The sequence below is a fragment of the Novosphingobium aquimarinum genome (assembly GCF_009746585.1).
In the GTDB taxonomy this organism is placed as follows: Bacteria; Pseudomonadota; Alphaproteobacteria; order Sphingomonadales; family Sphingomonadaceae; genus Novosphingobium; species Novosphingobium aquimarinum.
Window position 1 is genome coordinate 66,930 of the sequence record NZ_WRPO01000008.1, and the last position, 23,530, is coordinate 90,459.

At 66.6% G+C, this 23,530-nt stretch carries 15 protein-coding genes; 4 read left to right on the forward strand and 11 right to left on the reverse strand.

All coding sequences use genetic code 11. The annotated features are described in order from the left end of the window. Positions 1-47 precede the first annotated feature (47 nt). From GQO94_RS10455 to GQO94_RS10465, 3 genes are read right to left on the reverse strand one after another with little or no spacing between them, the layout of a single operon-like run. Positions 48-929, reverse strand: a complete 882-nt coding sequence (locus tag GQO94_RS10455; protein ID WP_156841137.1) for a transglutaminase family protein — start codon at positions 927-929, stop codon at positions 48-50. Beyond that, positions 926-3,415 (reverse strand): circularly permuted type 2 ATP-grasp protein, encoded by a 2,490-nt coding sequence (locus GQO94_RS10460; protein WP_156841139.1) that lies wholly within the window; start codon positions 3,413-3,415, stop codon positions 926-928. Before GQO94_RS10460 ends, GQO94_RS10455 begins: the two co-directional genes overlap by 4 nt. Then, positions 3,405-6,830: a transglutaminase family protein gene (locus GQO94_RS10465; RefSeq protein ID WP_156841249.1), complete on the reverse strand. Its 3,426-nt coding sequence runs from the start codon at positions 6,828-6,830 to the stop codon at positions 3,405-3,407. The genes GQO94_RS10460 and GQO94_RS10465 overlap by 11 nt, the downstream gene beginning before the upstream one ends. A gap of 159 nt (positions 6,831-6,989) precedes the next feature. On the opposite strand from GQO94_RS10465, the gene GQO94_RS10470 reads away from it, so the two are divergent. Together GQO94_RS10470 and GQO94_RS10475 are read left to right on the forward strand one after the other, a co-directional pair. Next, a complete protein-coding gene (locus tag GQO94_RS10470) occupies positions 6,990-9,170 on the forward strand; it encodes an RNA degradosome polyphosphate kinase (RefSeq protein WP_156841141.1) in 2,181 nt (726 codons plus the stop codon). 42 nt (positions 9,171-9,212) lie between these two features. Further along, positions 9,213-10,697, forward strand: coding sequence for a Ppx/GppA phosphatase family protein (locus GQO94_RS10475; RefSeq protein ID WP_232332876.1), 1,485 nt, complete (start codon positions 9,213-9,215; stop codon positions 10,695-10,697). Positions 10,698-10,823: 126 nt separating this feature from the next. Here the strand turns inward: GQO94_RS10475 and virB11 are convergent, their stop codons facing one another. The 8 genes from virB11 to GQO94_RS10515 all read right to left on the reverse strand — a co-directional run bounded on the left by virB11 (position 10,824) and on the right by GQO94_RS10515 (position 18,689). Further along, positions 10,824-11,834 carry a P-type DNA transfer ATPase VirB11 gene (gene virB11, locus GQO94_RS10480; RefSeq protein ID WP_156841253.1) on the reverse strand — a complete coding sequence of 337 codons (1,011 nt, stop codon included), beginning with the start codon at positions 11,832-11,834 and terminating at the stop codon, positions 10,824-10,826. Between the two features lie 49 nt (positions 11,835-11,883). Continuing rightward, positions 11,884-12,978: a TrbI/VirB10 family protein gene (locus GQO94_RS10485; protein ID WP_156841143.1), complete on the reverse strand. Its 1,095-nt coding sequence runs from the start codon at positions 12,976-12,978 to the stop codon at positions 11,884-11,886. 2 nt (positions 12,979-12,980) lie between these two features. Continuing rightward, positions 12,981-13,802 (reverse strand): TrbG/VirB9 family P-type conjugative transfer protein, encoded by an 822-nt coding sequence (locus GQO94_RS10490; RefSeq protein WP_156841145.1) that lies wholly within the window; start codon positions 13,800-13,802, stop codon positions 12,981-12,983. Further along, on the reverse strand, positions 13,799-15,040 hold the full coding sequence (locus tag GQO94_RS10495; RefSeq protein WP_156841147.1) for a type IV secretion system protein: 1,242 nt from the start codon (positions 15,038-15,040) through the stop codon (positions 13,799-13,801). Before GQO94_RS10495 ends, GQO94_RS10490 begins: the two co-directional genes overlap by 4 nt. Continuing rightward, positions 15,037-17,454, reverse strand: a complete 2,418-nt coding sequence (locus GQO94_RS10500) for a VirB4 family type IV secretion/conjugal transfer ATPase (protein ID WP_156841149.1) — start codon at positions 17,452-17,454, stop codon at positions 15,037-15,039. Before GQO94_RS10500 ends, GQO94_RS10495 begins: the two co-directional genes overlap by 4 nt. A gap of 13 nt (positions 17,455-17,467) precedes the next feature. Then, positions 17,468-17,749, reverse strand: coding sequence for a type IV secretion system protein VirB3 (locus tag GQO94_RS10505; protein WP_156841151.1), 282 nt, complete (start codon positions 17,747-17,749; stop codon positions 17,468-17,470). After that, a complete protein-coding gene (locus GQO94_RS10510) occupies positions 17,749-18,063 on the reverse strand; it encodes a TrbC/VirB2 family protein (RefSeq protein ID WP_408636614.1) in 315 nt (104 codons plus the stop codon). Before GQO94_RS10510 ends, GQO94_RS10505 begins: the two co-directional genes overlap by 1 nt. A gap of 248 nt (positions 18,064-18,311) precedes the next feature. Next, positions 18,312-18,689, reverse strand: a complete 378-nt coding sequence (locus GQO94_RS10515) for a tetratricopeptide repeat protein (RefSeq protein ID WP_156841153.1) — start codon at positions 18,687-18,689, stop codon at positions 18,312-18,314. 293 nt (positions 18,690-18,982) lie between these two features. Between GQO94_RS10515 and GQO94_RS10520 the strand changes: the two genes are divergently transcribed. Both GQO94_RS10520 and GQO94_RS10525 read left to right on the forward strand, forming a co-directional pair. Continuing rightward, on the forward strand, positions 18,983-20,563 hold the full coding sequence (locus GQO94_RS10520) for a hypothetical protein (protein WP_156841155.1): 1,581 nt from the start codon (positions 18,983-18,985) through the stop codon (positions 20,561-20,563). 115 nt (positions 20,564-20,678) lie between these two features. After that, positions 20,679-23,429, forward strand: a complete 2,751-nt coding sequence (locus GQO94_RS10525; RefSeq protein ID WP_156841157.1) for a TonB-dependent receptor domain-containing protein — start codon at positions 20,679-20,681, stop codon at positions 23,427-23,429. The last annotated feature ends 101 nt before the right edge of the window (positions 23,430-23,530 follow it).

Below are 23,530 nucleotides of genomic sequence, written 5' to 3' on the forward strand. Positions count from 1 at the left end.
ACGAGTTCAGCATGACGGGTTTTGGACGCGTGCGCGGCGCGGATCGCTCAATCGAGCGGCGCGACGTCGACCGAGAACAGCATGGTCTGCTGGGCGTTGCCGTGGAAACGGCCATCGAACGGGGCGACATCGGAATAGTCGCGGCCCATGCCGATGAAGATGTGCTCGGCGTCGGCCAGCATGTCGTTGGTCGGATCGAAACCGACCCAGCCCAGCGCGTCGCCGCACCACAGGCAGACCCAGGCGTGCATCGCATCGGCGCCCACCAGCCGCTCCTGCCCCGGCGGCGCCTGGGTGCGCAAATAGCCGCTGACGTAGCCCGCCGGAATACCGTGCGCCCGCGCGGCGACGATCATCACATGGGCGAAATCCTGGCAGACCCCGCGCCGGCTGTTGAACGCCTCGATCGGCTGCGTATCTGGATAGGTGGCCGAATTGTCGTAGGCGAATCGCTCACCCACCGCCCGCATCAGGGCACGGCCCGCGTCCATCACCGGCATCGCAGCGTCGAGAAATTCGGCCGCCCACATCGCGATCTCGCGTTCGGGCCGAGCTATGGGCGAGGCAAAGATATACGATGCCGGACCCAGCGGAGAGAGATCGGGGCGGCTCATCGCCAGTTCGCGAAGGTCCGCCAGGCACGGCCCGAAGCCGGTCGTCACGCTGGCGGGCAGTGGCTCGCGATCGACGACGAAACGGCTGTTGACCGTGAGCTGCGAGATCGGCTCGCGCAGTTCGAACTTGCTCTCGTTGATGAAGTAGCCGCCCTCGCCCTCCAGGATCGCGACCGGCCTCGGATCGACCGTAAACTCGTAATCGCGCACGTGCTGCCCGGGCCAGCGCGCCGGGCGCAGCCGCACCGCGAACTGCGCCATCCGCACGGGTTCGGCATAGCGCAGCGTCGTCAGATGACTGACCGCGTATTTCATCCCAGCAGGCTCCGGCGCAGTGCGTCGTCGCGCTCGAACTGCAGGAAGTAGCGCGTCGAGATCTCTTCGGAGAGCGCCAGCAAGCGCGCCTCGATCCGATCGAGCCAGCTCCATTCGACCTCGTCGGCACGCGCCTCCTCGAGCACGGCCCGCAGCGTCCGCGCCTGGCGCAACGGCTCTTCGGGCAAGCCATCCTCGCGAATCGTGGGCAAACCCGCCAGCTGCTCGACGATCGTCGCCACCTGGAACGCGAGCGCTCGCGGATTGGCCGGATCGAGCAGCACGAGATCGATCACCGGATTGCGCATCGGCCCGGCCAGATAGCGGGCGCGATAGATGATCTGGCTGTCGCACAAGTCCAGCAGCGTGCCGAGCGCCTCGAAATTCGCCTCGACGTCCAGCAGCCGGCGCGCGATCCGCGTGGTGCCGATCGCGCGCTCCATGCGCTTGCCGATCTCGAGGAAGCGCCACGCGGACCCGCGCACCATGTTTTCCGAGGCGAGCCCCGCCAGCGCGCTGAAGTGTTCGGTCAACCATCGGGTGTTCGAGAGCATGCTCACGGGCCGCGCGATCTCGATCGTCGGCATCGGCCGGCTGACGATCCGCCACAAGTCGCGCGAAAAACGCTCCCGCATTCCCAGGCCGACTTCGAACCGCCGCCGCAGCAGCGTCGCCACGCCGCCCTGATTCAGGTCTTCGGACAAGGCCTTGCCGCAAATCACCGGGTAAGGCTCGCGCACGGTTTCCGGCCCGATCGCGTCCCACGATCGCAGCAAGTCGACGAGCGTGCGACGCACTTCGTCCTTGTCGGCATGGATCGCATCCATCTCGATCGAGCTGCCCAGGATCGAGCGCACGATCCGCACGGTCAATTCCGCGCGCTCGTTGTAGCGGCCGAACCAGAACAGGTTGTCCGCCGCTTGTCCGGCCAGGATGCCTGCGCCGCGCGAGATCGGCGGTTCGTGGCGCTGAGTGCCGGGCGCGACTTTGGCGGGCGTCGCCTCGTCCACCACCCAGACGTCGGCGGACAGATCGCCCTCGCCCATCAGCGACGTCGGCAGTTCGTCGCCGATCGAAAGCCGCGCGAAGCCACCGGGCATGACGCACCAATCGCCGTCCTCGGTCCGCGCGACGAACAAGCGCAGAGTGAAGGGGCGCGGCACCATGTGCCCCTCGATCATCGTCGGGCTGGTCGAAAGCTGCACGATTTCCTGGCCGCAATAGTCCATCGGCCGCCGCGCGATCGCGTCGGACAGCGCGGCGCGGCGCGCGGGATCGAACGAGGCGCCCGCGACGGGCGCGATCCGATCGAGCACGTCCACCGGTTCGCCGAAAGCGGGCAGCAACGCGAGCGTATCAAAGCGCTGCTCGACGGTGCTCGCTTCGGCGGCCTGCCCGCACCACCAGGTGGCCACCGTGGGGAGCAACGGCGCTTCGCCGAGCAGGATCCGGCACAGGCGCGGCAGGAAGGCGGAAAAGGCCGGAGATTCGAGCACTTCCACGCCGGGCCAATTGACCATCTCCAACCCGCCTGCGGCCCAGGCATCGAACAAGTTGGCAACGCCGAGCTGCGAGCGCGAATCGAACGACAGCGGATCGAGCGCGTTCGTGTTGACCCAGCGCCACAGCGCGTCGACCCGCTTGGGCCCTGCGATCGTGCCGACGTAAAGCTTTTCCTCGACCACCGACAGATCGCGCCCCTCGACCAGCGGCAGGCCGAGATAGCGCGCGAGGTGGGCCTGTTCGGCATACGTCTGGTTGAACCGGCCCGGCGTGAGCAACGCGATGCGCGGCTGTTCGCGGCGGCAGTCGGTCGCGATCCCTTCGCGCAGGCGGGAAAAGAAGTTGGCCATGCGGCGGACATGGTATTGCGACAGCAGCGCATCGGCAGTGCGCGACATCGCGAGGCGGTTTTCGAGCGCGTAGCCGATCCCCGTCGCCAGCCGCACCCGGTCCTGCAGCACCCGCCAGCCGCCCTGCGGCCCACGCGCCAGATCGGCGGCATAGACGTGGATGAAATGGCCGCTCTTGGGCCCGTGCCCCAACATCTTGCGCGCGAAATAGGGGCTGCCGGCAACGACTGCCGCCGGCAAGTGGCCCTGTTCAACCAGCCGCTGCGGACCGTAGATGTCGGCTGCCAGGGCTTCCAGCAGTCGGGCGCGCTGGACGAGGCCGCGTTCGATGCCCTGCCACTCGTCCGCCCCGATGATCACCGGCATCGAGGTCATAGGCCAGTTGCGTTCGTCGTCCTCGCCGGTGACGCGAAACGTCAGCCCGAGATCGGCGATGTGGCGGGCAGTGGTTTCCTCCAGCCCAGCCGGTTCGCCGCCCGCCAGCGCGTCGAGCGCCGCCGCGATGCCGCGCCATTTCGCCGCGACCGCCGGCGAGGCATCGCGATAGAGATCCCCGGTTCCGGCTGGGGCGGCGTAGTCGTCCAGCCAGTTTCGTGCCGCAGCAGGTGTCTCGGTGTGGGCGCTATAGCCCACGCGCCGGACGCCTGAGATCGAGCGAATGCGGAAATTCGCTCGGCGGTTCCTCGCTCGGGATAGCGACCGCGCCGGGGGTATGCCCGTCCTCCTGGAAGCGGGCCTTGCGACGCGCTTCGGCCTCGTAGCCGTTCACCGGAACGTTGTCGTAATTGCGACCGCCCGGATGCGCGACGTGGTAGACGCAGCCACCCAGCGAGCGCCCGTTCCAGGTATCGAGGATGTCGAACGTCAGCGGCGCATGCGCGGGCATCATCGGATGCAGGCACTCGGCCGGCGCCCAGGCCTTGTAGCGTACCCCGGCGACTCCTTCGCCCGGCCCGGTCATCGTCAGCGGCACGCGGCGGCCGTTGCAGGCGATCACGTGGCGGCCGGGCACGAGCCCAGTGGCGCGCACTTGCAACCGCTCGGTCGAGCTGTCGACATAGCGGACGGTTCCGCCGATCGCACCGGTTTCGCCCAGCACGTTCCACGGTTCGAGCGCGTGGCTGATCTCCAGGCTGACGCCGCCGCCTTCGACGGTGCCGTGCACTGGAAAGCGGAACATGCGCTGCGCTTCGAACCAGGCCGGATCGAAGGCGTAGCCCGCACGCTCCAGATCGCCGAGAACTTCGAGGAAATCGGCCCAGACGAACTCGCCCAGCATGAACTTGTCGTGCAGCGCCGTGCCCCAGCGGACCAGCGGCCCTTCGACCGGCTCCTTCCAGAACCACGCGGTGAGCGCGCGCAGCAGCAGTTGCTGGGCGCAGCTCATCCGCGCGTCCGGCGGCATCTCGAAGCCGCGGAACTCGACGAGGCCCAGGCGGCCGGTCGGGCCATCGGGACTGAACATCTTGTCGATGCAGATCTCGGTGCGGTGGGTGTTGCCGGTGACGTCGACCAGCAGGTTTCGGAACAGCCGGTCGACCACCCAGGGCGCAGGCTGCTCCTGATCGGGGCCCGGCACTTGCGCGAGTGCGATTTCGAGCTCGTAGATGCTGTCATGCCGCGCCTCGTCGATGCGCGGCGCCTGGCACGTCGGGCCGATGAACATGCCCGAGAAGAGATAGCTCAGCGAAGGGTGCCGCTGCCAGTACGTGACGAAGCTCTTGAGCAAGTCCGGCCGGCGAATGAACGGCGACTCGAGCAGCGAGGGCCCGCCCAGCACGATGTGGTTGCCGCCGCCCGTGCCGACCGAGCGGCCGTCGACCATGAACTTGTCGGCCGTGAGATGGATTTCGCGCGCGCAATCGTAGAGCGTCTCGGTGATGTCGACGATCTCGCGCCAGCTTGCCGCGGGATGGATGTTGACCTCGACCACGCCGGGATCGGGCGTGATCTTGAGCACCGTCAGGCGCGGATCGGGCGGCGGCGGATAGCCTTCGATCCGCACCGGGACCTGCTTTTCGACCGCCACGACCTCGATCGCGGCCACCAGTTCGAGATAATCCTCGAGGCGCTCGGTCGGCGGGATGAACACGGAGAAATGGTCGCCGCGCGGCTCGATCGTCACTGCGGTACGCACCGCGCCTTCGATGATGATTTGCTCGACCCGCTCCTGACCCTGCACGTCCGGGCCGGCGACTCGTTCGGAGCGCTGCGCCGGGGCTGCCTCGTCATCGCCCCCGGCAGTGACGGTCCGCCCGGTCACGCCGACATCGCGCACTTGCGCGCCGCGCTCGATCACTTGCTCGCGAAAGTCCGCCATTGGCTGCGGCGGCTCGGCGGTGTCGCGCGGGTGAATATAGGGATATTCCGATGGCGGAACGTACGGCAGCGAACCCAGCGGCAAGCGATAGCCCAACGCGGAATCGCCCGGAACCGCGGTCAGCTTCTCCTTGCGGACCTTCCAGCGCTCGCTCCGCCACCGCGGCACGGACATGTCGGCGGCGTTCCAGCGCTGGACCGGCAAGACAAAGCCGATCGGCTTGTCGAGCCCGCGCGTGTACGTCCGGCGAAAGCGCTCGGCCAGTTCGGGATCGTCGACCTTGGGGTCCAGTGTCGAGACATTGATCGGAAGCTCGGCTTCCTTGTTCGCCCATTCGTCGCTGTCTTCATAGACCGGCTGGACGAAGTCGCTGTCCACGCCAAGGTTGATCGCCGCGGCCTGGAGCATGGATTGCGCCAGCGCCGGATCGACCGTCTGCGGCTGGTCCGGCACGGATTCGTCGGCCTCGGACGTCTCGGGCATCCGCTCGCCCGCGATCAGCGAGGGGTCCGACCAGATCGGCGCCCCATCCTTGCGCCAGTAGATCGAAAATCCCCAGCGCGGCAGCGTTTCCCCCGGGTACCACTTGCCCTGCCCGTGATGCAGCAGCGATCCCGGCGCGAACTTCTCGCGCAGCATACGGATCAGACGATCGGCATAGACCGCCTTGGTCGGACCGACTGCCGCGCTGTTCCATTCGGGCGCCTCGTAATCACTGTCGGCAACGAACGTGGGCTCGCCACCCATCGTGAGGTTGACGCCGCCCGCATCCAGATCGGCATCGACCTTGTCACCCAGCGCAAGTAGCGCCTCCCAGCGCGCGTCGGTGAACGGCTTGGTGATCCGCACCGCCTCGGCAATGCGGCTGACGCCCATCTCGAAGTGGAAATCGACTTCGGCGGGCTCGGCCATGCCCTCGATCGGCGTCGCCGAGCGGTAGTGCGGCGTCGCACACAAGGGAATGTGGCCTTCGCCCGCGAACATGCCGGACGTCGCATCGAGCGCGATCCAGCCGGCGCCGGGCACGTAGGCTTCGGCCCAGGCGTGGAGATCGGTCACGTCCTCCGCCACTCCCGTCGGCCCTTCCTTGGGCGTAACGTCCGCGACGAGCTGGATCGAATAGCCCGAAACGAAGCGCGCCGCGAACCCCAGCCGCCGCAACAGCTGGACGAGCAGCCAGGCCGAATCCCGGCACGAGCCGATCCCCGCTTCCAGCGTTTCCTCGGGCGTCATCACGCCCTGTTCCATGCGGATCACATAATCGATCCGCTGCTGGAGGCGGCTGTTGATCTCGACCAGAAAATCGACCGTGCGCCCGGTGTAGCCCTGGTGGCTGGCGACGAGTTCCTCGAACAGTGGGCCCTGATCCTCGGTCTCGAAGTAGGCGGCAAGATCGCCCGCCAGCACCTCGTTATAGGCGAAGGGATACTCTTCCGCCTCGGGCTCGACGAAGAAGTCGAACGGGTTGATGACCGCCAGATCGGCCAGCAGGTCGACCTCGATCGAGAAGTGATCGACCGGCTCGGGGAAGACCACCCGCGCCAGCCAGTTGCCGTGCGGATCCTGCTGCCAGTTGAGGAAATGCTCGGGCGGGCTGATCTTGAGCGAATAGTTGGGCACCGCGGTGCGGCTGTGCGGGGCGGGTCGCAACCGGATGACTTGCGGGCCGAGACGGATCCGGCGGGAATAGCGATAACGGGTCAGATGGTGCAATGCGGCCTTGATCATAGCGCCGACCTTGGGCCAATCCATGCTGCGCTGCAACGTTATTGACGCTTATTGACACTGGCACGACCAAACCCGCTGGTATTCTGGCGATCAGACCTAATCTGGGGCAAGAGGCGGAACCCCGCGCAAACCTCGCGCGCACCAACGATCACGAGGACCATGCTCGATACACCCGATCCCCGGCCCGAAGCCGAACAGGCAGAGCCCACGCTGGATGCCGAAGCACTTGCGCAGAGCCCGGATCGGTACACCAACCGCGAGCTGAGCTGGCTCGCCTTCAACGAACGGGTGCTCGCCGAAGCCTCCAATCCCAATTACCCGCTGATCGAGCGTGTCCGTTTCCTTTCGATCTCGGGCAACAATCTCGACGAGTTCCTCACCGTGCGCGTCGCGGGCCTTGCCGGACAAGTGCGGCGCCAGATCGAGGAAATCTCGATCGACGGACTGACGCCCTCGCAGCAGCTGTCCGCGATCCACGAGGAAGTGCTGCGGCTGGAGACCGTGCAGCAGAGCACGTGGCTCGACCTCAAGGAACAGCTCGCCGAGGCCGGCATCCGCGTGATCGGCGACGAGCGGCTCGACCATGGCGGCGAAAAATGGCTCAAGGACTATTTCCTCGAGCATATCATGCCGGTCATCACCCCGCAGGCGATCGACCCGGCGCACCCCTTCCCTTTCGTCGCCAATGCCGGGATCGGTGTGCTGTTCTCGCTCACCCGGCTGGCGGACGATGCCCCGGTGATGGAAATGGTGCTGATCCCCCATGCCCTGCCGCGTTACGTGCGCGTGCCGGGCGAGGACGCGGTCTACATCTCGATCGAGGACCTGATCTGCCGCCACGCGGGGCAACTGTTCCCCGGCTTCAAGACGAACGGCCACGGCGTGTTCCGCGTATTGCGCGATTCCGACATCGAGATCGAGGAAGATGCCGAGGACCTGGTGCGGTATTACCGCACCGCGATCCAGCGGCGCCGGCGCGGCCTCGTCATCGTGCTGCAGCTGCAGGGCAAGTTCGATCCGGCAGCGGAAGACCTGCTGCGCAGCCAGCTCGGCCTCGACAAGGCGCTCGTCATCAAGACGGGCGGCCTCATCGGCATCGCCGGCCTGTCCGCGCTGTGCGACGAGGACCGGCCCGATCTGAAGTTCGAGCCCTATTCGCCACGCTATCCCGAACGCGTGCTCGAGCACGACGGCGACATCTTCGCCGCCATGCGCGAAAAGGACATGGTCGTTCACCACCCTTACGAGACCTTCGAAGTGGTGATCGACTTCCTCAAACAGGCCGCCGCCGACCCGGATGTCGTCGCGATCAAGCAGACGCTTTACCGCGCCGGCAAACAATCCGCGGTGATCTCCGCGCTGATCGCCGCTGCCGAGGCGGGCAAATCGGTGACCGCGGTCGTCGAACTCAAGGCGCGCTTCGACGAGGAGCAGAACCTGCTATGGGCCGGGCAGCTCGAACGCGCCGGCGTGCAAGTGATCTACGGCTTCGTCGACTGGAAGACCCACGCCAAGGTCTCGATGGTGGTGCGGCGCGAAGGCGACGGCTACCGCATCTACTGCCACTTCGGCACCGGCAACTACCATCCGCTGACCGCGCGCATCTACACCGATCTGAGCTACTTCACCGCCGATCCCAAGATCGGGCGCGACGCCGGGGCGTTGTTCAACTTCATCACCGGTTACGTCGAGCCCAAGCGCACCGAATGCCTCTCGATCTCACCGATCAGCCTGCGCTCGACGCTGAACGAGGCGATCGCGGCCGAAGTCGCCAACGCCGAGAAGGGCAAGCCCGCCGCGATCTGGGCCAAGATGAACTCGCTGACCGATCCCGACCTGATCGACGAGCTCTATGCCGCGGGGCGCGCCGGGGTCGAGATCCTGCTGGTGGTGCGCGGCATCTGCTGCCTCAAGGCCGGTATTCCGGGCTTCTCGGAGAACATCACGGTCAAGTCGATCATCGGCCGCTTCCTCGAACACAGCCGCATCTGGGCTTTCGCCAATGGCGCGGTCATGCCCAATCGCCGGGCCAAGGTGTACATCACCTCTGCCGACGGCATGAGCCGCAATCTCGACCGGCGCGTGGAGCTGTTGGTGCCGATCCGCAACAAGACGGTGCACGATCAGGTGCTCGGACAAGTCCTTCTCGCCAACCTGCTCGACAACGAGCAATCCTGGCTGCTCGAACCCGACGATACCTACGAGCGCGTGGCCGCCGACGGCGAAACCTTCAACTGCCACAGCTATTTCATGACCAATCCATCGCTTTCCGGGCGGGGCGCTTCACTTGCCAGTGGAAGAAGGGTGCCCAAGCTCTCGCTTCGCAGGGGGCATATCTGACATAGCGATAGCCTGGGGGAACCGGGTCGCTGTGGAATCGCTATGGATGACATGACCGGCAACAGCCACTCGGGCACGCGGGCTATCAAGCGCGCCATTATCGATATCGGATCGAACACCGTTCGGCTGGTCATCTACAACGGCCCACCGCGCGCGCCCGTCGTGATCCTGAACGAAAAGGTGACCGCGAAACTCGGCCGCGAGCTGGGCGAGACCGGGCGGCTGGCGGACAAGGCGGTGGAAACCGCGCTCGGCGCGCTGGCGCGCTTTGCCAAGATGCTCACCCTGTCCGGCGTCAACAGCGTGGAATGCGTGGCCACCGCCGCCGCGCGCGATGCCGCGAACGGGCCTGAGTTTCTTGCGGCAGTGCGCGATCTCGGCCTCGAACCCAGATTGCTTACGGGCGAACAGGAAGCGATGGCGAGCGCGACCGGCGTCATCGCCGCCTTTCCCGGCGCGAAAGGCACGGTGGGCGATCTGGGCGGCGGCAGTCTCGAACTGGTGGGCGTCGACGGCAAGGCCAAGCCGGGCGGCATCTCCCTGCCGTACGGCACGCTTCGGCTGCCCGCTCTCCGCGCCGATGGCGCCGAGCGTTTCGCGGCCACCGTGCGCGATGGCCTGGCGCGAGCCGAGTGGAAATCGGGCAAGGGCAAGCCGCTCTACATCGTCGGCGGTTCCTGGCGCGCGCTGGCGCTGCAGGCGATGCGTCGGATCGACTGGCCGCTGGACGATCCGCACGGCTTCGTAATTTCCGCCGAGGCCGCGCTGCGCACTTGCCGCGCGCTGGAAAAGGGCAAGATCGACGATCCCGACCCGCGCATTTCCTCGTCGCGCCTGGCGACGCTGCCCGATGCGGCGGCGCTGCTCGGCCAGCTGATCGAACGGATCCAGCCTTCGACGGTCGTGTTCTCCTCGTGGGGCCTGCGCGAAGGACTGCTGTTCGCGCAGCTCGATCCCGAAACGCAGGCGCTCGATCCGATGCTGGCGGGCGTCGAGGCCTTCGTCGCCGGATCGCTGGTGGAGCCGGCCCATGCGCGCAAGGTCGCCGATTGGGTGGCGCCGTTGTTCGCCCTGGAGGGTCAGGAAGCGCTGCACCTCGGCGCGACGATGTTGGCGCTTTCGGCCATGCGCAGCGAACCCAACATGCGCACCGAACAAGCGATGGCCTGGGCGCTGCGCAAGCGCTGGGTCGGCCTCGACGCCCATGGCCGCGCGGTCATGGCGATGACCGTGATCGCCAACTCGGGCATCACCGAAGTCCCCCCCGAATTCGACCGCCTCGCCAGCCGCGAAGACCTCGACGCCGCGATCGGCTGGGGCCTCGCCCTGCGCCTGTGCCGCCGCCTCACCGCCTGCACCGACGAAGCCCTGGCGCAGACCGCCGTGCGCCGCGAAGGCGGCCGCATCGTGCTGCTGCTCGAACCCGCAATGGAAGCCCTCTACGCCAACGCCATGGCCAAGGACATGCGCCGCCTCAGCGAATGGCTGGGCCTGGAATGGGACGTGAAAGTGGCGGAGGGGGTTTGAGGGTGGAGCGCTCCCCGCTGAAATGGACAGCTTGAAACGCTGATTTTTTCGACCATCAAGCGGCTTGCCAATGCACGCGACTGCCAGAACCTAAGTGTCTGACCGCGTTCGCCGCACCGCCATCGCTCAAACCAGCGTCGCACTCTCCGCGATCTGCGAGATGCCGCGTTTGCCTTCTACACGATCGAGCTGGACGACGATGTCGATCACCGAGGCGGCGTATTCCAGCGTTTCGGCGCGGGTCAGGCCGATGCCGGTCTGCATGGACATCAGCGCGATCTGTTCGAGCGCGCCGCGCGGGGAATTGGCGTGGACAGTCGAGAACGAGCCGGGGTGGCCGGTGTTGATCGCGCGCAGGAAGCTCACCGTCTCGCCGCCACGCAGCTCGCCCAGCACGATGCGGTCGGGGCGCAGGCGCAGCGCGGCCTGGAGCAAGTCGTTGGCCGAAACCTTGGCCTCGCCCAGCTCGCCTTTCACTGCGATCAGGCCGACGCCGTTTTCGCCCGGCAGGCGCAGTTCGGCGGTGTCCTCGACCACGACGACGCGTTCGTCCGAAGGGATTTCGCCGAGCATGGCGTTGAGGAAGGTGGTCTTGCCGGTCGAGGTGCCGCCCGAGATCAGGATCGTGCGCCGCCGCCGGATCGCTTCGCGCAAGTGCGCGATGGGCTCGGCCATCGGATCGGGCATGGGTTCATCGACCGGAGGCACGATCGGGCCGCGATCGTAGGCATCGAGCGGCAAGTCGAGCAGGCGGTGGCGGCGGATCGCCATCGCCCAGTTGGCGCGCGTCGCGGGCGGACCGATGAGCTGGATGCGCGCGCCCGAACGGTCATGGGCGTCGGGCAAAGTCGCGGCGAGCAGCGGGTGCTCGCGGTTGATGCCCTGATGGCTGATCCGCGCGACTTGCTCGGCTAGGCGCTGCAGCAGCTGGTTGTCCATCTGCGGCAGCATGACCTTCTGCATACCGGCATGCGCCGCGTCCTCGATCCACACTTCGCCGGGGCGGTTGACCAGAATCTCGGTCACCGTCTCGCGATCGAGCCAGGGGCGCAGCGGCGCGAGATAAGCGTCGAGATAGACGCTGCGCACGAAGGGCACCGGCGGCGGCGCGCCGGGCGGGGTCTCGCCGGAGCTCATCGACGCGACGAGACCAGGCTGGATCGGATGGACGTCGGCTGCCACGGGATCACGAGACCTGCGAGAAATCGAGATCCTTGGCAGTGAACACGCGGATCGGTTCGCCTTGGCGCACGCGGATCGTGGGGCCGACGTTCGAGCCCTGCTGCACGGCCTGCGCCGCCGCCGAGCTGCCGCCGCCGACGACGACCGAGGCGTTGCCCGCCAGCGTCGTGAGACCGCCGACCACCGACAGCAGCATGGCCGAGCCGAAGCGTTCGAAGAAGTGGCTGTTGACCTTGCCCTTCAGCCCCGTCTCGCCGCCAAAACCTATCGCGGGCGAACCCAGATTGACCGAGACACCGTCCGGCCGGATCAGGCGCGTCCATACCACATAGGCCCGCTTCTGGCCTTGCGCGTTGCTGCTCTTGTACTCACCGATGAGCCGCGAGGAGCGCGGGATCAGCGTCTTCTTGCCGTCGAAACTGCGCACGTCGGTCGACACGATGGCGCGGACATAGCCGGGCACGCTGGTGTCGATCGCGGTCTCGAGCACCGCCGGGATCAGCGTGCCTTGCGAGACGGTGGTGGCGGGATCGAACGAGCGCGCGGCCGAAGCGGCGGCTCCGCCGACGCCGCCGATGCGCGCGGCGAAATCGTCACCCGCATTCCCGGCGCTGGCGACGCCGGCTCCGGACGGCGCGCCCGGCACGACGGCGACGGCATTGCCGCCCGCGTCGAACACCACGGTCGGGCTGGCATGCGGGTTCGACTGGGGCCCGAGCGATTGCACCGGCGGCGCGGAGAGCACCGGCTGCGGCGCGGGCGCGGCGAGCGTGCGGGGCTGTGCCGGCGCTGGCGCTGCGGCCTGCATCGGGGGCGCGGCCATCGGCGCGGCGGGCGCCGGGGTGACAGGGGCGGGCTGCACCGCCTCTTCCTTCGGGCCATTGCGCGCGGCGTCCATGCTCCACAGGGTCACCGCGCCCAAGGCAGCGACGATCAGCACGCCGGCGGCCAGGCCCATCCCGTCCGCCTTCTTGCGCTGCGAGACTTGCGGCAGGACCGAGCGAGTGGCGAGGTCGATAACCTCGGCGCCCTCGCTCTCGCGCGGATCGTTGTCCGCATCGGGGGCGCGGCGTTCGCGGAAAGCTGTGTTTGGCGCCATGGTCAATTTCCCTTTTCGAATGTCGTGCGCGCGGCGAAAGCCGACGCGCCGGCGCGTGCGGTGGCCCCGGCTTCGGGCCGCTCGTTCTCGAGCGTGGCTTGCGACTTGCCCGAACGCAGCAGAATTTCGCGCGGAACCGCGTCGATGACGATGGTCGTACCGCGCACCGAATAGTTCACCGGCCCCAACTCGCCCTGCTCGTTCTTAACGAGGATTGCGGGCACGTCCTGCACGCCGCTCCACAGCAGATAAGTCGCGGCACCGTCGTCGTAGACGCGGGCGGGCTGGATCTTGGCATCGCCCATGCGCTTCCAGGCGAAGTTGAGCATGGCGGGATCGGGCTCGTCGGACGGCACCACGCCGCTCGCCGCCGCTTGCTCCTCGCCCGTCAGCGCCGCGACCATCGAGGGCGCCACGCTGTCGGGCACGGCCTTCTTGTCGGGATAGGTGAAGCGCAGCATGTACAGCGGCTTCGCCTTGTTGCTCGCGACGAGGTCGAAGAAATACGTGTGGCGATCGGTCACCACGGTCATATTGGTGCGCGCGCCGCCTTCCAGCGGCTTTACGAACAGCAGGTTGGCGCGCTTGTTGGGCGTGATCTGCCACTTGGCCGAATCGCCCACCGCGACGTTCTCGATCGCTTCGTCCTCGTCGAACGCGATCGTCGCCTGAACGCCAAGCGCGCCGTCGATGCGCACAACCTGGTCTTCCTTGTAGAGCCGTTCGACCAACCGGTCGTCGGCCCGCGCAGGGCCGGAAAGCGTCAGCGCGGCCGCCAGGATCGAAAATGGCGCCGCAGCGGCGAGGAGCGTGCCGCGTTTCATCGTTTGATCTCCTTCACTGGCGTGCGGCCAGTGTCATTGGACGGACTGCGAAAGCGGCTGCCGATGCCCTTGGCGCGCGATCCCGCGCGCGGAGCCAGCGGTTCGATGCCGCCGCCGCTGATCTGGGTGATGACGGTGCGGCGATCGCCGCCGTGGTGTGAAGCGCCCTCGCTCGAGCCCGCGCCGATCGCGGGTGCCGAAGCGGCCGCCGCGACGGCCATGGATGGGCGCCCGCCGCTGCCCGAGGTCATCGCGGCAGCGGACGGCGCAACCTGGCCGGATGCGGCGGCGTAGGCCGCAGCTCCGCGCGCGGCAGCGGTGTCGATCGATTCGGACGATTTCTCCGACCGTGCGAGTCCGAACACCTGCCAGCCCGCGACCAGCGTGCCCGCGACCTTGAACACCATGACCATCAGCGCGCAATGCACCGCCGCGACGAGGAACAGCGCCATCGCCGCGCGCCCGTCGATCTCGGTGAGATTGGAAGACAGCGCGCGGATGATCGGCACCAGCAGTTCGATCGTGATGCCGCCGCCGAGCACGACAAACAGCGGCGTCAGCGCGGTGAGCGCAACGCCGCGCAGCCAGCCGGCAGTGAGGCCCCGGGTGCCGGGAAACAGCGCCATGACGACGAAGATCGGGCCGATCGCAAGGAGGACGGCAAGCGCGATCCGTGCGGTCAGCAGTATCCCGACCGTGCCGAGCATCAGCATCAGCGCACCCAGCCACATGACCGAATCCGGGGTAAACAGGCCCGCCGCCGCACCGCCGCCCGCGGCCCCGCCGGCGTTACCGCCCGTGCTGCCGGCGTTCTCCGCGACATTGGTGATCGCGGCGAAGATCACGTCGATGCGGTCGCCGAAAATCTGTGTCGCGGAGCCTTTGGTGCCCATCAGCACCGAGGCGATCCAGTCGGGGCCGCCCAGCGCGAGGTTCCACATCACGCCCTGGTAGGCGATCCAGCTCGTCGCGAAGGTCAGCACCAGGCCCAGCGTCAGCATGCGCGGCGTCAGCGCCGAAATGCCCAGCGACGAACGCCCGGTGAGCAACGAGATCGCGAAAAAGGCGATATAGAGCGTGAGCAGGATCGTGAGCACCGGCCCCATCGCCCCGCCCGCGCCGAACAGGCGACTGAATGCATCAGCCGTCATCTCGTTCGCGACGCAGTCGACTGCGCGCAATGCGGGAGCGACGCCTGCCGAGGCGCCTTCGGTCAGCTGATCGCAGGCGACGCTCATTCGGCGGCCTCGGTCCAGATCGCGCCATCTTCGGCATCACCTGGCCAGTTGGCGCCGGTGAGCACGGGGTACCAGGCGGCGGGATCGTCGCCGTAGCGTTCGCGCAAGGTATCGAGCTTGCGCACGGTGCTTTCGCGGCCCGAGAGCAGCGTCAGCACTTCGGGCATGCCTGACAGATCGAGGCGCACCACCACCGAGGCGTCCGACTGGCGGATGAGGAAGCAGCGCGATTGCGCGGGCAGCGTGCGGATCACGTCGAGTTCGTGCTCGGTGAGGCCGAAGCCTTCGCAGTAGTCCTCGTAGCGGGCGCGGGCATTGGGCATGAACAGCATCGTCGCGGTCTGTTCGACCAGCGCGGTGGCGATCTTGGAATCGAGCGCGTCGCGCGCCGACTGGGTGGCGAAGCCCACGAGGGCATTGCGCTTGCGCAGCGTTTTCAGCCAATCGCGGATGCGCGCGGCGAAGACCTCGTCGTCGAGCGCCTTCCAGCCCTCGTCGATCAGGATCATCGTCGGCTCACCGTCGAGGCGTTCCTCGATGCGGTGGAACAAGTACATCATCACCGGCGTGCGCAGGCGCGGGCTTTCGAGCAGCGCGGTCATGTCGAAGCCGAGCTTGCTGGCCGAGAGGTCGAGCTTGTCCTCGGCGTTGTCGAACAGCCAGCCGTGCTCGCCTGCGCCAATCCACGCGTCGAGGCGGCTGGCGAGGTCGCCAGGCTCGGGCCGGCGCGCGCCCGCAAGCAGTTCGCGAAAGTGCGAAAGGCGGCGCAGGAAGGGATCATTGGCATAGGCCGCGTCGACCGCGTTGGCGATCGTCGTCAATTCCTCGGGGCCATTGGCCTTGAGCAGCACGCCGAGCCAGTCACGCAGGAAGGCGCGGTTGTTCGGGCTGTCGGGGAGCGCCAGCGGGTTGAAGCCGGTCGGATGGCCCGCCGCGATCCGCGAATAGGTCCCGCCGATGCCGCGCAGGAAGACTTCGGCGCCGCGATCCTTGTCGAACAGGATGGTGCGCGGGGAGAACTTCTGCGCCTGCGCGGCGAGGAAGTTCATCACCACCGTCTTGCCCGAGCCCGAGGGGCCGATCACGGTGAAGTTGCCCAGATCGCCCTGATGGAAATTGAAGAAGAACGGCGTCGCGCTGGTGGTGGCAAGCAGCGTCACCGCGTCGCCCCAGTGGTTGCCGCTCGCCTGGCCCATGGCAAAGCCGTGGAGGCTGCCGAAGCAGGCCATGTTGGCGCTGGAGATCAGCGCGCGGCGGACGATGTAGCTCTCGTTACCGGGGAACTGGCCCCAGAAGCCAGGCTCGAGGTTGACGTCCTCGCGCACCGCGATCGCGCCCGCATCGGCGAGCGCGGCGGCGCAAACGGCCGTAGCATCGTCGAGCGCGGCCAGGCTGGGCGAGCGGACCAGCACCGACAAGTGATGGTCGCCGAAGCCGACCGCGCCGGTGCCGAGGGAATCGCGCGCGCTCATCATCTCCCGCCGTTCGGAGACGGCTTCCTCGTCGGCGGACTTCAAGCGGCGGATGGCGAGATCGATCCGCTCGCGCGCGATCTGCCGGTCGGCGGGCGCATAGCTTTCGGTCAGCACCAGCTCGGTGGGCAGACGCAGCAGCGCGTCGGTAAGGCCCGGCGCGGTGGAATCGGGATAGTCCTTGAGGCTGACCAGCGAGGCGAAGGTCGAGCCCGCCGCGCCGCGCACTTCCAGCGCGTCGAGCCCGAAGCTGACGCGGCGATAAGGCAGCATGTGACCAAGATCAGTATCGGCGGCGGGTTTGCGCACCGGGCGCATCTCGCCGTTGTAGAGCGCCGAGAGCAGTTCGAGCGTTTCGGAACAAGTGCCCGAAGCGCCTTCGTAGTCGCCCAGCAGCCGTGCGCCATAGGCCCCGAGCGAGGCGGTCATCGCGCTCGCGGCGGCGCGCAGCGCGCGCACGTCGCCGGGGTCGGCTTCCACCGGACCTTGTTTCGAGCGCTTCATCATGCGCGCCAGCTTGTCGGGCCAGCCCGCCTTGCCGCGCGCCGGGCGGCGCACCAGGGTGATGAACTGGTCGTTGACGTAGAGCGCGCCCGACGCGGTGCGCGTGCGCCACCGTGCGTCGATGTGCGTCGAGATGGGATCGTCGAACGTACCCTCCATCTCGATCTCGACGCGGCGGCGGATCACGTGATGGTAGAGCACGAAGCGCGCATCGAGCGAGGAGCGCAGCAGCACTTCGCGCGTCGCGGCATGGGCGTTGAGCTCGTCGGTGTCGGCGGTCTCGAACGCGAGGCCCGGCACCATCAGCGAAAGCATCACCGAACCGTCGCGCAGCAGCATGACGTTTTCGTCTACCAGCGAGAGGTACGGCAGGCGGTCGCCGGCAAGCGCTTCCTTGGCGCCCCATCCCGCAATCTTGCCGAAGTTCGGTTTGGCCATGGTCGCTCTTTCCTTAGGGCGCGTAGCTGTTGCAGCCCCAGCGCTGCCAGTTGCGAATGCGCGGGCACTTGCTGACCTTGGCGATCCACAAGTCGAACACGCGCGGTTCGCGCAGGCAGGCAAGGTAGCCGGCGCCATGAATGGCAGCGGCTGCGGGCAGCGCCCAGAAGCTCTTGGTGATGAGAAAGATCTCGGTCGTCACCGCGGCGTTGATGATGAAATAGCTGTACGTCACGCCCGCGAACATTTGCGGGCGCGTGAGCGCGCGGTGGACCGGATGGCGCACCAGCGCCATCAGCCCGCGCCCGCCGCCGACTGGATGCCCGTGACGATCGAGCCCGCGCCGAAGAGCACGAAGACCCCGATGATCACCGTCGCGCCGAAGCGCCAGTTCAACCGGCCTGTCAGCATCATGAATCCCACCGCAGCGACCGCCATCACGGCGACCGCAGTGGCGACATTACCAAGCAAGGTCCCTTGAAGCCAGCCCAGTGCGGCCACGATCGGTCCGCTGCCGGCAGGATCGCTCGCGGCTTGCGCAAAGGCCGTGCCGGGAAAGGCCGCGACCATCGCGGCCAACCAAAGAGCGGTTTTCGTATTTCGATGCAATGTCTGTCGTCCCACGCGAATCGTCTTCCCTCGAAGGGGCGCGATGACGCCGTGGCATGACAGCAATGTGACGACGGGCGATCGAAAGGCCGCGCTTCGTCGCGAATTATCTTTGAACGGTGGCCCGGGCCTCGCTTTCAGCGAGCGCCCCTAATCAAGACGGTGCGACCCGCAAGGGCACAACACGCGCGACGGTGGAGGATGGCGCACGACCATCGCCTCCGCCCGTCGCGCAGATTTCGAACGACTTAGCGACTCGCCGCGAGCGCCATGGCGGTGACGAGCTTGTCGCGGGCCTGCATCGCGGCATCGCGCGAATCCATCCAGCTGCCGTCACCGAGTTCGAGGTCGTAGCGATCGTCGCTGGAGATCGCCGCGTTGTAGGCCCGCAGCGCCTTGTCGGTCATGCCCATGCGGGCATAGGCGGTGCCGAGGTTGATCAGCGTCGCGGGATCGTCGCGATCCATGCGCAGCGAATCCTCGAGCTTGCTGATCGCATCCGCGGACTGGCCTTGCGAGAGCTCGTGATAGGCGACGTCCTGAGACAGACCCTGCTGCGTATCGATAGCGAGCGAGAAGGCCGACTGGCCAAGCAGAGTGGCGGCGATGAGGGCGGTGGCGGACATCCGAGTGAACTCCCTTGTTTTGGTTTCGATGCGAGGAGTTTCGCGCCGAATCCTGCTTTCTCCAAGAAAATGCAGCAAGTGTCATAAAAGTGCAATGTTATTCCGAATCGCCCTGATTCGTGGGAGTCGCGCAGCCCATCGCCGATCGGATCGCGCCACTGTCACGAAACCGTCGCACGGTTACACATTAGTGTCATCTTACCGCCAACAAACTGTCACCGCCCCCGCCTAGATGCCCCGAACAACGATGACGGAGTCGCCGCGTCGTTCGACCACACAATGGGGGATCCAACGTGAAGAATATCCATGGCTTGCTGCTCGTTGGCTGCAGCGCTCTCGCGCTCGCCGGCTGCGGTCCGAACGAACTCGCCTCGCCCGGCACCGGCGGCGACATCATCATCAACAACCCGACTCCGACGCCCACTCCGACCCCGGTGCCCACACCCACGCCGACCAGCGCGCTGGTGACCCCGGCCGCGGGCTGCCCCACCATCGCCGCGACCACGGGTCTCGGCAACGAAGGCACGATCTCCGGCCCGACCGGCGAATATCGCGTCTGCACCCTGCCCGCGACTTTCGATCAGTCGTCGACACTCCCCTATGTCGAGGGCGTGCTGTATCGCATGAACGGCCGCGTCGACGTCGGTTCGGACGGCGGCCCGACGCCCGACGACAGCGACGGCCTGTCCGACACGAACGTCACGCTGACGATCCAGCCGGGCGTGATCGTCTACTCGAGCGGCTCCTCGTTCCTCTACGTGAACCGCGGCAATAAGATCAACGCGACCGGCACCCAGACGATGCCGATCGTCTTCACCAGCCGCGACAACGTCCAGGGCCTCAACAACAACAATTCTTCTGGCCAATGGGGCGGTGTCGTCCTGGGTGGCCGCGCACCGTTGACCGACTGCGACGCGCCCAACGCGGCCGAAGGCACGATCGAGTGCGAACGCCAGGTCGAAGGTTCGGCCACACCCGCATTCTTCGGCGGCGCCACCACCGACGACACCTCGGGCGTCCTCAAGTACGTCCAGATCCGCTTCTCGGGCTTCACGCTCACCGGCGGCAGCGAGCTGCAGTCGCTCACCACCGGCGGCACCGGCACCGGCACGCAGTTCGATTACATTCAGTCGTTCAACAGCTCGGACGACGGCGCCGAATTCTTCGGCGGCTATGTCAACATGAAGCACTACATCGCGGTGGGCGCCGAGGACGACTCGATCGACTCGGACACCGGCGTGCAGCTCAACATGCAGTACGCCATCGTCGTTCAGGACAGCGACCGGGCGCACGACGCGATCATCGAGGGCGATTCGAACGACAACCGCAACGCGGTGCCGCGTCAGGACAGCAAGATCTCGAACTTCGTGTTCATCAGCCCGACGGCGCCTGCCGATGCCGGTGCGGCGGTCTACTTCCGCGGCGGTACCGACTACGCGCTGCTCAACGGCATCATCATCAGCCCCAACGACGAGTGCATCCGCATCCGTCATGCCGAAACCGCGCAAGCCACGGGCCCCGACGAAAACGGCCCGCCGGTCTTCGAGTCGGTGCAGCTCTCGTGCCTCGCCTCGGGTCAGTTCGTCGGCAGCGATGGCCCCACGGCAGCCGATGTCCAGGGCTTCTTCGACGCCGGTTCGAACAACAATGCCAGCTACACCTCGACGCTGACCAGCCTGTTCATCAACGGCAGCAACGAGAGCGGCGTGACCGCGTTCGATCCCACGACGCTTTCCAGCTTCTTCGACGCCGTCAGCTACATCGGCGCCGTCAAGGACAGCTCGGACACCTGGTACACGGGTTGGACCTGCAACTCGGACATGGCCAACTTCGGCACCAACACCGGGAACTGCACCTCGCTGCCGGTCTACTGATCCGGTCGACGATCGGGGGAGGTGCAGGCTGCCACTCGCGGCCCCGCCTCCCCCTTTGGTCTTCGGGCGAATGCGCCTTTTGAATTTATCCGGACTTGAAACGAGGGGGCTTACCATGTCCAACAGCAAGCAGCTTGCGGGGCTGCTCTTGCTCACCACCGCGCTGACACTTCCGGGTGCGGCATTTGCGCAGGGAACCACCGGCAGCGGCGGCGCCAATGCCGGCGCCATTGCTCAGGAAGACCCGAACGCCGATCAGGAGCTTGCGGACCAGGAGGGTACGCCCGCCGAGGATTACGACGAAACCGAAGCGCAGCTGGAGATCTCGATCCCGGGCGGCGACATCGTCGTGACCGGCCGCCGCTCGCGCGACGTGACGCGCAGTTCGAGCCAGGTCATCTCGGTGCTCACCAACGAACAGATCGCGCGGACCGGCGAAGGCGACATCGCCGGCGCGCTGGGCCGCGTGACCGGTCTTTCGGTCCAGAGCAACGGCTTCGTCTTCGTGCGCGGCCTGGGCGATCGCTATTCGCTCGCGCTGCTCAACGGCCTGCCGCTGCCGAGCCCAGAACCGCTCAGCCGCGTCGTCCCGCTCGACATCTTTCCCACGAACATCGTCGCCTCCTCGCTGGTCCAGAAAACCTATTCGGCGAACTTCCCCGGCGAATTCGGCGGCGGCGTGATCAACCTCACCACCCGCGCCATTCCCGAAGAAAGCTTCCTCACCATCAGCGCCGGCATCAGCGGCGATTCCGAGACCACAGGTCGCCAGAGCTACACCGTCTACGGCTCGGACTACGATTGGTTCGGCTTCGATGACGGCACCCGCGACGTGCCCGACGCGCTGCAGGCCTTCTTCGACAGCGGCGAGCGTCTGTCGGGCGTCGATCGCGCCACCCAGCGCGCGATCCAGAAGGACCTGATCGAGCCCAATCTGGTCACCCTGCAGCGGATCAAGAACACCGCGCCGAACTGGTCGGGCTCGATCACCGGGGGCACCGCATTCGACATCGGCGACGATGCCCGACTCGGCGTGATCGCGACGATGGCGATCAGCAACCGCTGGCGCAATCGCCTGATCCAGAAGGACTTCGCGCCCGACGCCGACCTGGCGCTGCAGCGCACGACCCAGGCCTTCACCACCGACAACCGCGTGCTGGTCAATGGCCTGCTCGGCTTCGGCCTGGAAGTGGGCGATCACAAGTTTCGCTGGACCAACGTCTACATCCGCGATTCGATCAAGCAGTCGGTGCTGGGCATCGGCCAGGATTTCGAAACCGGCAACGAGAGCGCGGAACAGGATACCAACTGGTTCGAACGCCAGCTGATCGACACGCAGTTCGTGGGCGAGCTCGACTTCGGGGACCTCGATGTCGACCTTCGCGCGGGCTACGCGCAGACCTCGCGCGAATCGCCGTACGAATATAGCTTCGACTACTTCTACAACCCGAACGATCCGATCCAGGCGACCGATGAGAACGGCAACGTCATCAAGGTCTATCGCAACACGCTCGACGGGCAGCGGTCGGACGCCCGCGTCGCGTTTTCGGACCTGACCGAGGACCTTTACTATGGCGGTCTCGATGTCAGCTATCGCCTGAACGACTGGATCACGGCGACGGTCGGCTATGCCTATACCGATACGCAGCGCTTCTCCTCGCGCCGCGAATTCCGCTTCATCTCCAGCGCGTTCCCGCGCGGCTTCAGCTATCTGAACCCGCTCTACCTGCTGGGCGATGCGGTCATCGACTTCGGCGAGGATCCGGCCAACACCGATCCCTATCAGATCGTGCTGCAGGAACTGACCGAGGACACCCCCGCGTTCGACGCCAGCTTGCGGATCAACGCAGGCTACGGCCAGGTCAGCCTGGCGCCGATCACCGGCGTCACCGTCGATCTTGGTGTGCGCTACGAAACCGCGAAGCAGACCGTGAGCGCGGCGCAGGTGTTCAACACCCCGAACACCTTCGATGCCTCGACCTCGCTCAATAACGACTACTTCCTGCCCGCCGCGACGATCACCTACGACTTCGACAACGGCCTGCAAGTGCGGGCCAGCGCGTCGAAGACGATCGCTCGTCCGCAGTTCCGCGAGCTGATCTTCCAGCCCTATCAGGACCCGGAAACCACGCGCCTCTACAACGGCAATCCGCTGCTGCGGGACAGCGAGCTGATCAACGCCGAAGCGCGCGCCGAATACTACTGGGGTCGCAACAGGGCCTCGCTGGCGGGCTTCTACAAGACCATCGACCGGCCGATCGAAGCCTATTCGACGCTGGCCGATGGCCGCGTTCGCCAGAGCTTCGCCAACGCCCCGAAGGCGACGCTCTACGGCGCCGAGTTCGATCTGCAGTATAACTACGACCTGTTTGATCTGGGCGGCTGGTTCGAGACCAAGCGCGCGATCTTCATCGCGAACTACACGTACACCCAATCGGACATCAAGGTTTCGCCCGGCGACGAGACCTTCATCTTCGGTACGTCGAACACCGATGCGACGCTGTTCTTCCGCGACGGCGTGCCGCTGACCGGACAGTCGGACCATTTGGCCAACCTCCAGGTCGGCTTCGAGGATACCGATCATCTCCAGCAGTTCACCGTGTTGATGTCCTACGCCAGCAAGCGCGTTGTCAGCCGCGGCTTCAACAACCTGCCGGACATCATCGAAAAGCCCGGCTTCCAGCTCGACATCGTCGCGCGCGAGGAAGTCAACTTCCTCAACATGCCGGTCGAACTGAAGTTCGAAATGCGCAACCTCACGGGTACCGACCACCAGGAATATCAGGACAACGGCACCACCCGGATCGAGATCAACAGCTACGATATCGGCACGAGCGTGTCGGCTTCGGCCTCGATCAAGTTCTGAACCAAGCCAAGACGTTCGGGGGCGCCCTGCCCCGCAATCCTGACGGCCCGGTCGCAGCGATGCGGCCGGGCCGATTTTTGTGCGACAGACAATTCTCCCCT

Coding starts and splice junctions, on each gene's coding strand:
- GQO94_RS10465 (WP_156841249.1), bottom strand. CDS start 6,830: ATGATCAAGGCCGCATTGCACCATCTGACCCGTTATCGCTATTCCCGC.
- virB11 (WP_156841253.1), bottom strand. CDS start 11,834: ATGAGCTCCGGCGAGACCCCGCCCGGCGCGCCGCCGCCGGTGCCCTTC.
- GQO94_RS10515 (WP_156841153.1), bottom strand. CDS start 18,689: ATGTCCGCCACCGCCCTCATCGCCGCCACTCTGCTTGGCCAGTCGGCC.
- GQO94_RS10485 (WP_156841143.1), bottom strand. CDS start 12,978: ATGGCGCCAAACACAGCTTTCCGCGAACGCCGCGCCCCCGATGCGGAC.
- GQO94_RS10470 (WP_156841141.1), top strand. CDS start 6,990: ATGCTCGATACACCCGATCCCCGGCCCGAAGCCGAACAGGCAGAGCCC.
- GQO94_RS10500 (WP_156841149.1), bottom strand. CDS start 17,454: ATGGCCAAACCGAACTTCGGCAAGATTGCGGGATGGGGCGCCAAGGAA.
- GQO94_RS10505 (WP_156841151.1), bottom strand. CDS start 17,749: ATGGCGCTGGTGCGCCATCCGGTCCACCGCGCGCTCACGCGCCCGCAA.
- GQO94_RS10490 (WP_156841145.1), bottom strand. CDS start 13,802: ATGAAACGCGGCACGCTCCTCGCCGCTGCGGCGCCATTTTCGATCCTG.
- GQO94_RS10455 (WP_156841137.1), bottom strand. CDS start 929: ATGAAATACGCGGTCAGTCATCTGACGACGCTGCGCTATGCCGAACCC.
- GQO94_RS10495 (WP_156841147.1), bottom strand. CDS start 15,040: ATGAGCGTCGCCTGCGATCAGCTGACCGAAGGCGCCTCGGCAGGCGTC.
- GQO94_RS10475 (WP_232332876.1), top strand. CDS start 9,213: ATGGATGACATGACCGGCAACAGCCACTCGGGCACGCGGGCTATCAAG.
- GQO94_RS10525 (WP_156841157.1), top strand. CDS start 20,679: ATGTCCAACAGCAAGCAGCTTGCGGGGCTGCTCTTGCTCACCACCGCG.